Below are 13,003 nucleotides of genomic sequence, written 5' to 3' on the forward strand. Positions count from 1 at the left end.
AACAGGGCCGGGCACTTCATCTTTTCAGCGAAACGCCTCGTGGCAGTCCTGCCAGCCCAGGCCACTTTGCGCCGTTGCCTGCAGCAACAGCGGCAATGCCACCCGCGCCTTGTCCTGGGTGTCGTGAAACACAATCACCCCTTTGCGCCACAACAGCATCAGCGTCAGTACCCGTTGCGCCGACTCATCGGCCTTGAGTTTGCCCGGCTCGTCCTGGGAGTCGATGTCCCACAACGCCACCTGCAGGCCCTGGGCCTGGAAGAAGCCCTGGCTGTCCGCACGCCGCTGAGCGTAGGGCGGGCGAAACAGCGGCACGTAGTTTTCCGGCATCAGGTTCTGCGCCAGCGATGCACTGCGGGTGATCGAACTCTGCCAGTCGACCCAATGGCTGTGGGAACGGTACTGCCAACCCTGGATGCCGACGCACTGGCCCTGGTACAGCGCCTGCACATCGGCAGCCGAACTACGCTCCACACGGTTTTGCAGGCTGCTGCCGAGCACGAAGAAGGTGGCATTCATCTTCTGCTTGCGCAGGTACTCGGTAAGCCAGTCGGTATTGCCACTGACCGGTGCCGGCCCGCCGTCGAAGGTCAGCAGGAACAGGCGGTCGTTGAGTTCATCGCCATTGCGCTCGTGATCGCCGAAACGCGCGACTTCGCTGCTGATCTGCGGGAACAGCGCGGCCTTGCGCAGCAGCTCGTCCAGATAACGCTCATGGAAAACATGGCTCGGGCCGGCCCAGCCTATATAGAAGGAGTTTTCGCCGACTTCGAACTTGCCCGCCTGCTCGCGCAGATCGTCCATGTTTTCCACCAGGTAGCAGAACGAGGCATCTTCCTCACAGCTCTGCTGGGCGAAGGTGTAGTTCTCCAGCAAGCGCCGCCAGAGCTGGCGACGCAGGTCATCGATGGCCGCCAGGTTGATGATCTTCAGCCCCAGGCGCTGCTTGAGCGCCGCGTCATCCTGGGCTTCGCTGGCGATCAGGCTATGGGCAAACATCAGGATTTCCGCACGCGAAGCCACATCGAACAGCGCCGGGCTGCTGAGCTTTTCGGGCCAGGTGCCACGGTCCAGGCTGGCTACATCCACCGGCGCCGCTTGGGCGCTCATGCAGAACAGGCAAGCGGATAATAAAAGCGCAATTCGCACCAGGGTCTCCTTCTCCAGAGTCGTCGCGCACTATAGCCGATCATTGCAGGAGCGAGCTTGCTCGCGAAATACGTTAACGCTGACGCGGGCATCCTGAATCAACGCGGTGTCTTTTCGTTTTTCGCGAGCAAGCTTGCTCCTACAGAAATCGAGGCATCTATGGGTTTCATAGGTGGAGTCAAAACGCCGCAACCCCTAGAATCCGCGCACGATTACAGGAGACGACTTCATGCTGATGGTGATTTCCCCCGCCAAGACCCTCGATTTCGAGGCCCCGCCCGCGACCCAGCGCTTTACCCAGCCGCAGTACCTGGATCATTCCCAGGAACTGATCGAGCAACTGCGCCAGCTGAGCCCGGCGCAGATCAGCGAATTGATGCACGTGTCCGACAAGATCGGCGGCCTCAACGCCGCCCGCTTCGGCAGCTGGACCCCGGCCTTCACCCCAGAGAATGCCAAGCAGGCCTTATTGGCGTTCAAGGGCGACGTGTACACCGGCCTCAACGCCGACACCTTCAGCGATGCCGACTTCAGCTACGCCCAGGACCACCTGCGCATGCTCTCGGGCCTGTACGGCCTGCTGCGCCCCCTGGACCTGATGATGCCGTACCGCCTGGAGATGGGCACCAAGCTCGCCAACGCCCGTGGCAAGGACCTGTACGCCTTCTGGGGCACGCGCATCAGCGAGTGGCTCAACCAGGCGCTGGCCGAACAAGGCGATGACGTGCTGCTCAACCTGGCATCCAACGAGTATTTTTCGGCGGTCAAGCGCACGGCCCTGAACGCGCGGATCATCAATACCGAGTTCAAGGACCTGAAGAACGGCCAGTACAAGATCATCAGCTTCTACGCGAAAAAGGCCCGGGGCATGATGAGCCGTTTCGTGATCCAAGAGCGCATCAATGACCCGGCCCAGCTCAAGCAGTTCGAGGTGCAGGGCTACCGCTTCAATGCAGAGCAGTCCAAGCCGGACAAGCTGGTGTTTTTGCGCGATCACGCACCGGAATAAGGCTTTCGGGCAATGAAATCCACATGTGGGAGGGGCTTGCCCCCTCACACATTTTGGGTGCATTTCAGATCAGGAATAGCCAATTTTTTGGCGTCAAAAAATATTCTGACACTTCTCTAAAATTTCTTTCACTCGACATTCGTCATTTTTTTTCGTAGTGGCACCTCACTTTTTAATTACTAGTGGCAAAAAACTATCCCCGCGCGCCAACTCCCCGTAACTACTGGCCCAAATAGCAAGTGCTATCAATATAGTACCAGTGCCATCTTTGCCAATATTTCAAGAAATTTCCGGAAACAGGATGAGTGGCCCGGAACTTCGTCCTAAAGCACCGCTCATACCACCGGTAACGAAATTCTCTGTTTCTGTAAGAGATGACTTACATGGCCGACCAACGGAAGTAGCGAAGTTGTCACATTGAACTTTGACTCAGGGGTCACTTTACCAACCGATTAGTTAAGAGCGGCGACAAGGATGAATTGCCACGCACTATAGGCCAAGGCTGTGCTTACCCTAATGGGTCAGTGAGATAACCCAAGGCATTGATATTTAAAGGCTTGCAGCCTTTATCAAAGCCCTGCGGCACTGACGCCAGGCCCTTCTCCCAGGAAGGCTGGCTGCATTTGAGGGCAGGCCCCAATAACAAGGCCAAGTTGCGCACAACTTGAGTGCAATAGTTAGTCACTCGTTATTCAACATGCCTGTACGCGGCAAGTCGGCGTCTATTCGCCCAACTTTCGCGGCATTTGTGACGCTTGCAAACATGAACTCCGGCCATCTAATGGCATGTTTTAAATACCGTCTTCAATGACAAAGAGGTAATTGCGATGCGCATCAGCATATTTGGTTTGGGTTACGTCGGCGCAGTCTGTGCCGGTTGCCTGTCTGCCCGTGGCCACGAAGTGGTGGGCGTAGACATCTCCAAGGAAAAGATCGACCTGATCAATGCCGGTAAATCGCCGATCGTTGAGCCGGGTCTGGGCGAACTGTTGAGCCAAGGCATCGCAAACGGTCGCCTGCGCGGTACGACCAACTTCGCCGAAGCGATTCGCGATACGGACCTGTCGATGATTTGCGTCGGCACGCCCAGCAAGAAAAACGGCGACCTGGAACTCAACTACATCGAATCGGTATGCCGCGAGATCGGTTTTGTCCTGCGTGACAAGACCACCCGCCACACCATCGTGGTGCGCAGCACCGTATTGCCGGGCACCGTCGCCAACGTGGTGATCCCGATCCTCGAAGACTGCTCCGGCAAGAAAGCCGGCATCGACTTCGGTGTCGCGGTCAACCCGGAATTCCTGCGTGAATCCACCGCCATCGCCGACTACGACCTGCCACCGATGACCGTTATCGGCGAGTTCGACAAAGCTTCCGGCGACGTCCTGCAGTCGCTGTACGAAGAACTCGACGCTCCGATCATCCGCAAGGACATCGCCGTCGCCGAGATGATCAAGTACACCTGCAACGTGTGGCACGCCACCAAGGTGACCTTCGCCAACGAGATCGGCAACATCGCCAAGGCCGTCGGCGTCGATGGTCGCGAAGTGATGGAAGTGGTCTGCCAGGACAAGACCCTCAACCTGTCCCAGTACTACATGCGCCCAGGCTTCGCGTTCGGCGGCTCCTGCCTGCCCAAAGACGTGCGTGCCCTGACTTACCGCGCCAGCTCCCTGGACGTCGACGCGCCACTGCTCAACTCGCTGATGCGCAGCAACGAATCCCAGGTACAGAACGCCTTCGACATCGTCGCCGGCCACGACAAACGCAAAGTCGCCCTGCTGGGCCTGAGCTTCAAGGCCGGTACCGACGACCTGCGCGAAAGCCCGCTGGTAGAACTGGCCGAGATGCTGATCGGCAAGGGTTACGACCTGAGCATCTACGACAGCAACGTCGAATACGCCCGTGTGCACGGTGCGAACAAAGATTACATCGAAGGCAAGATCCCGCACGTGTCGTCCCTGCTCAATTCGGACTTCGACGACGTGATCAACAACTCCGACGTGATCATCCTCGGCAACCGTGACGAGAAGTTCCGTGCCTTGGCGCATAACGCGCCGGATGGCAAGCAAGTGGTCGACCTGGTGGGCTTCATGTCCAAAGCCACCAGTGTGAGCGGCCGCACCGAAGGTATTTGCTGGTAACAGCGACGGCAAGTTCCGGGCTGCAAGCGTCTTCATCCCCAGCGCTTGCAGCCGGGAACCTCCTTCCCTTCCGGATGACGCTTATGTCCAAGTTAAAACATGTACTACTGCAATCCGCCGGCTGGCTGCTGTTCCTCAGCCTGCTGATGGGACTCGCCCTGCTGCTGCCGGCGAGTACATTCGACTCGGAGTCGAAGAATTTTATTTTCCTGATTGGCGCCGTCGGTATCTGGCGCTACTCGATGGGTGCGACGCATTTCTTTCGCGGCATGCTGTTCCTGTACGTGGTCTACCCCCACCTGCGCCGCAAAGTGCGCAAGCTGGGCAAAGCCGCAGACCCGTCCCATGTGTTCCTGATGGTCACCAGCTTCCGTATCGACGCGCTGACCACAGCCCAGGTGTACAGCTCGGTGATTCGCGAGGCCATCGAGTGCGGCTTCCCCACCACCGTGGTCTGCTCGCTGGTGGAAATGTCCGATGAGCTGCTGGTAAAGAGCCTGTGGGAACGCATGAACCCACCTGACCACGTCAAGCTCGACTTCGTGCGCATCGCCGGTACCGGCAAGCGCGACGGCCTGGCCTTCGGCTTTCGCGCGATCTCCCGCCACCTGCCGGACGAACGTGCCGTGGTCGCCGTGATCGATGGCGACACCGTGCTTGCCGAAGGCGTCGTGCGCAAGACCGTGCCGTGGTTCCAGCTGTTCGACAATGTCGGCGGCCTGACCACCAACGAGTTCTGCGAAGTCCGTGGCGGCTACATCATGAGCGAGTGGCACAAACTGCGCTTCGCCCAACGTCACATCAACATGTGCTCCATGGCCCTGTCCAAGCGCGTACTGACCATGACCGGGCGCATGTCGGTGTTCCGTGCCAGCGTCGTCACTGACCCAGGCTTTATCGCCGATGTGGAAAGCGACTCGCTGCAACACTGGCGCCTGGGCCGCTTCAAGTTTTTGACCGGCGATGACAAGTCCAGTTGGTTCAGCCTGATGCGCCTGGGCTACGACACGTTCTACGTGCCGGACGCCGCGATCAATACGGTGGAACACCCGCCGGAAAAGAGCTTTATCAAGGCCAGCCGCAAGCTGATGTTCCGCTGGTACGGCAACAACCTGCGCCAGAACTCCCGTGCCCTGGGCCTGGGCGTACGTCGGTTGGGCCTGTTCACCAGCGTGGTGCTGTTCGACCAGCGCGTGTCGATGTGGACCTCCCTGCTCGGCCTGACCGTGGCGATCATCGCCACCTTCAAGTACGGCGGCGCGTTCATCCTCGCCTACCTGCTGTGGATCGGCATCACCCGCCTGATCCTCACCCTGCTGCTGTCGTGCTCCGGCCACAAGATCGGCCCGGCCTACCCGGTGATTCTCTATTACAACCAGATCATGGGCGCGCTGGTGAAGATCTATGTGTTCTTCCGCCTTGATCAACAGTCCTGGACCCGCCAGGACACCAAACTGACCCGCGATTTGGCCAGCTTTCAACGTTGGTTCAACACCTGGTCGTCTCGGACCATGACCTTCTCCGCCGGCAGCATCTTCGTCGCCGTGTTGCTGATGATGGTCTGACCCTGCCAAGCCTGAATTAACTCTAGGAAATTGCCCTGATGAACAGCCAAGTAAACGCCAACGTTGTCCACGAATCCGAAGCCCAGCGCCAACATGCCCGGGTCAAAATCCCGGCCAAGCTGCGCTTCTTCAACACTGACCGCACCCAGACCGAAGCACGCGTGATCGACCTGTCCGCCGGCGGCCTGGCGTTCACCGCCACCCAGCCATTGACCGTGGGTGAAGTGCACAAGGGCCGCCTGCAATTCGTCATCGATAACCTCGGCCTGGCCATGGATGTGGAGTTGCAGATTCGCTCCTACGACCGCCAGAGCGGCCGTACCGGTTGCCAGTTCCAGAACCTCGACGCCCAGGATATTTCCACCCTGCGCCACCTGATCACCTCGCACTTGTCCGGCGACATCGTGACCATGGGTGATGTGCTCGCCACCCTGCAACGCGACAACTTCACCAAGGCCCGCAAGGTCAAGGATGGCGGCAGCAACATGAGCGCCTTCGGCCGCCTGCGCGCCGTGACGTTCAGCCTGGCGATCTTCCTCGTGGGCCTGGCGGCGTTCGGGTTTGTCTTCAAGTCGCTGTACGGCATGTACTTCGTTACCCACGCCCAGGCGGGCCTGGTCAGCGTACCCGGCATGAACGTGACCATGCCGCGCGACGGTACCGTGCAAAGCCTGCTCAAAGGTGATGCGGTTGCGGCCAAGGGCGCACCACTGGCCACCTTCAGCACCAGCATGCTCGACGTACTCAAGGGCCACCTCGACGAAGACCAGCTGCAACCGGCCAAGGTCGAAGAACTGTTCGGCAAGCAAATGACCGGCACCCTGACCTCCCCATGCGACTGCGTCGTGGCCCAGCAACTGGTGGCCGACGGTCAGTACGCCAGCAAGGGCGATGTGATCTTCCAACTGGTGCCACGCGGCAGCCTGGCCAATGTGGAAGCACGCTTCACCTATCGCCAGTTCGCCGACGTACGCCCTGGTACCCCGGTGAGCTTCCAGGTCGCCGACGAAGAGCAGGTCCGCACCGGCACCATCGTCAGCAGCACCAGCCTGAACAGCGCCGACCTGTCCTCCGACATTCGTGTGCAGATCAAGCCGGATGCTCCCCTGGACAGCACCTACGCCGGCCGCCCGGTAGAAGTGACCAGCGACCGTGGCCCCTCCCTGAACTGGCTGATCGATAAAGCCATGGCAGCAGGTCTTTAATCATGAGCGCCCTTCGAACCCTACCGGTGCCCCTGGCGCTGGCCATCGCCCTCGCCGGTTGCGCCGGCCTGCCCGACCAACGCCTGGCCAATGAAGCGCTCAAGCGTGGCGATACCGTCACCGCGCAGCAGAATTACCAGCAACTGGCAGACCTGGGTTACAGCGAGGCCCAGGTGGGCCTGGCCGACATCCAGGTAGGCACCCGCGATCCGGCGCAAATCAAACAGGCCGAAGCCACCTACCGCGCAGCGGCGGATACCTCGCCGCGTGCCCAGGCCCGTCTCGGTCGCCTGCTGGTGGCCAAGCCAGGCTCTACCGAGGCCGAACACCATGAAGCCGAAGGCCTGTTGAAAAAAGCCTTTGCCAATGGCGAAGGCAACACCCTGATCCCGCTGGCGATGCTGTACCTGCAATACCCGCACAGTTTCCCCAACGTGAATGCCCAGCAGCAGATCAACAAATGGCAGGCGGCCGGTTACCCGGAAGCCGGTCTGGCCCAGGTGCTGCTGTATCGCACCCAGGACACCTACGACCAGCACCTGGATGACGTAGAGCGCATCTGCAAAGCCGCGCTGAACACCACCGACATCTGCTACGTCGAACTGGCCACGGTCTACCAGAAAAAAGCCGAGCCGGAAAAACAAGCCGAGCTGCTCAAGCAAATGGAAGCCGGCTACAGCCGTGGCACCGTCACCGCACAGCGCGTCGACAGCGTCGCCCGCGTGCTGGGCGATGCAACCCTGGGCAAGACCGACGAGAAGACCGCCCAGGCCCTGCTGGAAAAAATCGCCCCCGGCTACCCCGCTTCCTGGGTCAGCCTGGCGCAACTGCTCTACGACTTCCCGGAACTGGGCGACGTCGACCAGATGATGAAGTACCTGAACAACGGCCGCGCCGCCGACCAGCCGCGCGCCGAGCTGTTGCTGGGCAAGCTCTACTACGAAGGCAAGTGGGTGCCGGCGGACGCCAAGGCGGCCGAAGCGCATTTCGAAAAAGCCGTAGGCAAGGAAGTGGCCGCCGATTACTACCTCGGCCAGATCTACCGCCGTGGCTACCTGGGCAAGGTGTACTCGCAAAAAGCCCTGGACCATTTGCTCACCGCCGCGCGTAACGGCCAGAACAGCGCCGACTTCGCCATCGCCCAATTGTTTTCCCAAGGCAAGGGCACCAAGCCCGACCCACTGAACGCCTATGTCTTCAGCCAGTTGGCTAAAGCCCAGGACACGCCAGAGGCCAATGAGTTGGCGAAGCAGCTCGAAGCCCCGCTGACGCCGGAACAACGCGCCGAAGGCCAACGCCTGGTGCAACAGGAACTGGCCGCGCGCGGCACCCTGGCCCAAAGCACGCTGCAACTGCACGCCCTGCAAGAAGAAGACGGCGAGGAATCCCTATGAAGCTCAATCCATTCGTGCAGGCCGGCATCGGCCTGACCTTTGCCCTGCTGTGGTCGTGCCCGACCCTGGCCGCACTGACTGAAACCAAGAATTTCGGCATGGACGTTAAAATCACCGGCCAGTCCGAAGACGACCGCGACCTGGGCACCCAGAAAGGCGGCGACGTCAACGGCATCGGCCTCGACCTGCGCCCGTGGATCTACGGCGAAAGCGGCAACTGGAGCGCCTATGCCATGGGCCAGGCGGTTGCTTCGAGCGACATTATCGAGACCGACACCCTGCAACAGTCGGCGGATGACGAAAACCAGCAAACCACCAACGACGACCGCAAGACCAAGAAAAACTACTTGGCCATGCGCGAATTCTGGGTCGGCTACAGCGGCTTCACGCCCTACCCTGGCGAGATCCTCAAGCTCGGTCGCCAACGCCTGCACAATGACGACGGCCAATGGCGCGACACCAATATCGAAGCGCTGAACTGGACCTTCGACACCACCTTGCTCAAGGCCAATGTCGGCGCAGCCGAACGCTTCAGCGAATACCGCACCGACCTCAAGGAACTGTCGCCCGAGGACAAGGACCGCCAGCACTTCTACGCCGACGCGTCCTACCAGTGGACGCCGGGGCAGTGGATCGGCCTGCGCGGTCACCATACCCATGACGACGGCAAGCTCGACTATCCCGAGCCGGGCGTGCCCACCGACTCGTTGGACAAGCGCGAAAACGGCGACCTGACCTGGCTTGGCATCGAAGCCAACAGCGACGCCTACAACTGGCGTAACACCAACACCGTCAACTACTGGGCCAGCGTCACCGGCATGCAGGGCAACCGCGACACGGTCAATGCCTTGAACGCCGACGGCACCCGCCCGACCAACGCCAAGCGCAGCGATGACCTGAATGGCTGGGCCACCGACCTGGGTGTGCGCCTGCGCCTTGACCCGCAGTGGCAAGTGGGCGCCGCCTATTCGCGTGCCAGTGCCGAATACGAGCAGAACGGCCTGCAAAGCAACCGTTCGAACTGGACCGGTACCCAGTCCCGCGTCCACCGTTTCGGCGAAGCATTCCGCGGCGAAATGAACAACATGCAGTCCATGAGCCTGTTCGGTTCCTGGCAGCTGCGCGAGGACTATGACGCCAGCCTGGTGTACCACAAGTTCTGGCGCGTCGACGGCAACAAGCCGGTCGGCAGCAACGGCATCGACGCCGTGCAGAACAACACCGATGACGTGACCGGCGCGATCCTGTCCAGCACGTCCCTGCCCCTGGAAGACGGCAAGAAAGACCTGGGCCAGGAGATGGACCTGGTGGTCACCAAGTACTTCAAGACCGGCCTGCTGCCGGCTGGGCTCAGCCATTCGATCGACGAACCGTCGGCCCTGGTGCGCTTGCGTGCAGGTGTGTTCAAACCGGGCGACGCCTATGGCAGCCAAGTCGACTCGTACATGCATCGCGCCTTTGTCGACGTGATTTGGAAGTTCTGATGGGAGCCCGCGCAATGATTGCTCACCCCTTCACAGGCAGATGCCTGCTGGTGACCGCGATGCTGATGGCCAGTGCCACAGCGTTCGCCGATACCGCGCAGCCGGTCAAGGCGCCGACCATCGCCAAAGAACTGCAACAGGCCAAGACCTACACCATCTCCAGCCCGCCGACCGCGCCGCTGGAAATGGCCAAGCCTGCCCTGCCGGACCTGTCGGGCTACACCGCCGCGGCGATGGAAAAGAAAATCGTCAGAACCAAGCCGGGCAAGATCAGCATCCGCCGCATGATGCAGGAAGACGCCCTGAAGGACTTCATCGGCGGCGACAACAAGATGGCCGAATGGGTGGTGCGCCAGCACGGCATTCCCCAGGCCATTTTTGTCGACGACGGCTACATGAACCTCAAGGACCTGCTGGGTAAAGTGCCCAAGCAGTACCTGAGCGAAACCTCGCCGGGCGTGTTCCTGGCCAAGCTGCCGATCGTGGTCGGGCGCAAGGGCATCCTGGAAATCGACAAGAAGACCCAGGAGCTGCGCCTGTCCCAGGAAGCCGGCTCGTTCCTGATCAACGACGGCCAACTGTTTGTGCGCGATACCAAGGTCACCGGCTGGAGCGAAAAAGCCAATGGCCCGGCGCTGTTCACGTCGCCCAAGGCGTTCCGCCCGTTCCTGCTGTCCTGGGGCGGCACCGAGACCTACATCTCCAACACCAAGATGGCCAGCTTCGGCTACGCCAACAGTAAGTCGTACGGGGTGAGTATTTCCCAATACACGCCGAACATGGCCAAGGTACTCAAGCGTCCTGAGCCGACCGGCTGGATCATCGACTCCGAGTTCTCGGACATGTGGTACGGCTTCTACTGCTACGAGACCACGGGCTTTGTGCTCAAAGGCAACACCTATAAAGACAACATCGTCTACGGCATTGACCCCCATGACCGTTCCCACGGCCTGATCATCGCGGACAACACCGTCTACGGCACCAAGAAGAAGCACGGCATCATCATTTCCCGGGAAGTGAACGACAGCTTCATCTTCAATAACCGCAGCTACGACAACAAGCTGTCGGGGCTGGTGATCGACCGTAACAGCGTGAACAACCTGATCGCCGACAACGAGATCTACCGCAACCACACCGACGGCATCACCCTCTATGAGAGCGGCGACAACCTGCTGTGGGGCAACAAGGTGATCAGCAACCGTCGTCACGGCATCCGGGTCCGTAACAGCGTGAACATCAACCTGTACGAAAACACCTCGATGGCCAACGGCCTGACCGGCGTGTACGGCCACATCAAGGATTTGACCGACACCGACCGCGACATCGCCCTCGACCCGTTCGATGCCAAGGTCTCGCTGATCGTGGTCGGCGGTGAGCTGGCCGGTAACGGCAGCGGACCGCTGTCGATCGACTCGCCGTTGAGTATCGAGCTGTATCGCGTGTCGATGCTGGCGCCGACCAAATCCAGCGGCATCAGCTTCTCCGGCGTGCTGGGCGATCGTCAGGAAGAAATTCTCGACCTGCTGGTGCGCCAGCAGAAAGCCGTGCTGATCGACCCTGTCGAACGCCAGACCGAAATGCAGGACTGAGGATGACCCTTATGCACCCACACATGATCAAACTGCTGAGCCTCTCGGGTCTGACCCTCGGCCTGCTCGCGGCCAGCCAGGGCGTACGCGCCGATGAAATCAAGGCGCCGACCTTTACCGCCGAACCGTGCTGCAGCCTGTGCCCGGCCGCCCATGACGCGAAGAACTACACCACGCGCTACCAGCAGAACTTCACCACCCTGGTACAAGCCCAGGGCGACTGGCTGTTCCGTACCCAGGAAGACCTGCGCACCGAATTCGACACCAGCCCCGCCGGCTACAAACGCATGCAACAACTGCACGATGCGTTCAAGGCCAAAGGCGTGGAACTGGTGGTGGTCTACCAGCCGACCCGTGGCCTGGTGAACCGCAACAAGCTCAACCCGGCAGAAAAAGCCTCGTTCGATTTCGACAAGGCCCTGAGCAACTACAAGACCATGCTCGGCCGCTTCGCCAAGATGGGCTACGTGGTGCCGGACTTGTCGCCGTTGACCAACGAGCAACTGCCGGACGAATTGCCGGCCCACGATTTCTACTTCCGTGGCGACCAGCACTGGACCCCCTATGGCGCCCAGCGCACCGCGAAAATCGTCGGTGCCAAAGTGCGCGCGATGCCGGAGTTCGCCGATATTCCCAAGCGTGAGTTCGAGACCAAGCGCTCCGGACGCATGGGCAAGACCGGTACCCTGCACAACATGGCCGGGCAACTGTGCGGCACCAGCTACGCGATCCAGTACATGGACCAGTTCACCACCGAGCCCAAGGGCGAAGCGGGCGACGGCGACCTGTTCAGCGATTCGGGCAACCCGCAGATCACCCTGGTCGGCACCAGCCACAGCGGCAAGAACTACAACTTCGCCGGCTTCCTCGAAGAGGAAATCGGTGCCGACATCCTCAACGTCGCCTTCCCCGGCGGTGGTTTGGAAGGTTCGATGATCCAGTACCTGGGCAGCGATGAATTCCAGAAAACCCCACCGAAAATCTTGATCTGGGAATTCTCGCCGCTGTATCGCCTCGACCAGGAAACCATCTACCGCCAGATGATGGCGCTGCTGGACAACGGCTGTGAAGGCAAGACCGCGCAGATGAGCGCCAGCACCACCTTGAAACCCGGCAAGAACGAATTGCTGGTTAACAGTTCGAACAAAGACCTGCGCAATGCCAACCATCAGGTCGATATCCGCTTCGCCGATCCCTCGGTGAAAACCTTGCAAGCCACCCTCTGGTACATGAACGGGCGCCACGAGGACATCAAGATCGAGAAACCCGAAACATCCGATACAGACGGGCGTTTCGCCTTTGAACTGCGCACCGATGAAGACTGGGCCTCGCAGAACTTGCTGGCCGTGGAAGTGCAGGGCCCCGAAGCGGGCGCTGCCGCGCAGAAGGTCGAAGCGAAAATTTGCACACGCAACGTATTCCCAAGCGGCGGTCAGAAGACTGCCTCACTCGGGCAATGAGGTT

At 60.4% G+C, this 13,003-nt stretch carries 9 protein-coding genes; 8 read left to right on the forward strand and 1 reads right to left on the reverse strand.

The window, feature by feature from the left end; genetic code table 11:
* Positions 1–24: 24 nt before the first annotated feature.
* A complete protein-coding gene (locus AC1Q6I_RS08695) occupies positions 25–1,149 on the reverse strand; it encodes a polysaccharide deacetylase family protein (protein ID WP_024073561.1) in 1,125 nt (374 codons plus the stop codon).
* Positions 1,150–1,378: 229 nt separating this feature from the next.
* On the opposite strand from AC1Q6I_RS08695, the gene yaaA reads away from it, so the two are divergent.
* The 8 genes from yaaA to AC1Q6I_RS08735 all read left to right on the forward strand — a co-directional run bounded on the left by yaaA (position 1,379) and on the right by AC1Q6I_RS08735 (position 12,999).
* Positions 1,379–2,158, forward strand: a complete 780-nt coding sequence (gene yaaA / locus AC1Q6I_RS08700; protein ID WP_102625054.1) for a peroxide stress protein YaaA — start codon at positions 1,379–1,381, stop codon at positions 2,156–2,158.
* A gap of 827 nt (positions 2,159–2,985) precedes the next feature.
* Positions 2,986–4,302: a nucleotide sugar dehydrogenase gene (locus tag AC1Q6I_RS08705; protein ID WP_024073559.1), complete on the forward strand. Its 1,317-nt coding sequence runs from the start codon at positions 2,986–2,988 to the stop codon at positions 4,300–4,302.
* A gap of 83 nt (positions 4,303–4,385) precedes the next feature.
* Entirely contained in the window at positions 4,386–5,867 is a 1,482-nt protein-coding gene (gene alg8, locus AC1Q6I_RS08710) for a mannuronan synthase (RefSeq protein WP_162163588.1), read from the forward strand.
* 38 nt (positions 5,868–5,905) lie between these two features.
* On the forward strand, positions 5,906–7,072 hold the full coding sequence (locus AC1Q6I_RS08715) for an alginate biosynthesis protein Alg44 (protein WP_024073557.1): 1,167 nt from the start codon (positions 5,906–5,908) through the stop codon (positions 7,070–7,072).
* A 2-nt stretch (positions 7,073–7,074) separates the two neighbouring features.
* A complete protein-coding gene (gene algK, locus AC1Q6I_RS08720) occupies positions 7,075–8,466 on the forward strand; it encodes an alginate biosynthesis TPR repeat lipoprotein AlgK (protein ID WP_102625055.1) in 1,392 nt (463 codons plus the stop codon).
* Positions 8,463–9,950, forward strand: coding sequence for an alginate export family protein (locus AC1Q6I_RS08725; RefSeq protein WP_024073555.1), 1,488 nt, complete (start codon positions 8,463–8,465; stop codon positions 9,948–9,950). Before algK ends, AC1Q6I_RS08725 begins: the two co-directional genes overlap by 4 nt.
* Complete coding sequence (algG, locus tag AC1Q6I_RS08730) at positions 9,950–11,539, forward strand: mannuronan 5-epimerase AlgG (RefSeq protein ID WP_102625056.1); 1,590 nt, start codon at positions 9,950–9,952, stop codon at positions 11,537–11,539. Before AC1Q6I_RS08725 ends, algG begins: the two co-directional genes overlap by 1 nt.
* An 11-nt stretch (positions 11,540–11,550) precedes the next feature.
* Positions 11,551–12,999, forward strand: coding sequence for an alginate O-acetyltransferase (locus AC1Q6I_RS08735; protein ID WP_041161102.1), 1,449 nt, complete (start codon positions 11,551–11,553; stop codon positions 12,997–12,999).
* Positions 13,000–13,003: the final 4 nt, after the last annotated feature.

It is taken from the genome of Pseudomonas sp. MPR-R2A5, assembly GCF_058793055.1.

Excerpts from the sequence above, each read along its gene's own strand:
- yaaA (WP_102625054.1), top strand. The coding sequence starts at position 1,379 with ATGCTGATGGTGATTTCCCCCGCCAAGACCCTCGATTTCGAGGCCCCG.
- AC1Q6I_RS08705 (WP_024073559.1), top strand. The coding sequence starts at position 2,986 with ATGCGCATCAGCATATTTGGTTTGGGTTACGTCGGCGCAGTCTGTGCC.
- alg8 (WP_162163588.1), top strand. The coding sequence starts at position 4,386 with ATGTCCAAGTTAAAACATGTACTACTGCAATCCGCCGGCTGGCTGCTG.
- AC1Q6I_RS08715 (WP_024073557.1), top strand. The coding sequence starts at position 5,906 with ATGAACAGCCAAGTAAACGCCAACGTTGTCCACGAATCCGAAGCCCAG.
- algK (WP_102625055.1), top strand. The coding sequence starts at position 7,075 with ATGAGCGCCCTTCGAACCCTACCGGTGCCCCTGGCGCTGGCCATCGCC.
- AC1Q6I_RS08725 (WP_024073555.1), top strand. The coding sequence starts at position 8,463 with ATGAAGCTCAATCCATTCGTGCAGGCCGGCATCGGCCTGACCTTTGCC.
- algG (WP_102625056.1), top strand. The coding sequence starts at position 9,950 with ATGGGAGCCCGCGCAATGATTGCTCACCCCTTCACAGGCAGATGCCTG.
- AC1Q6I_RS08735 (WP_041161102.1), top strand. The coding sequence starts at position 11,551 with ATGCACCCACACATGATCAAACTGCTGAGCCTCTCGGGTCTGACCCTC.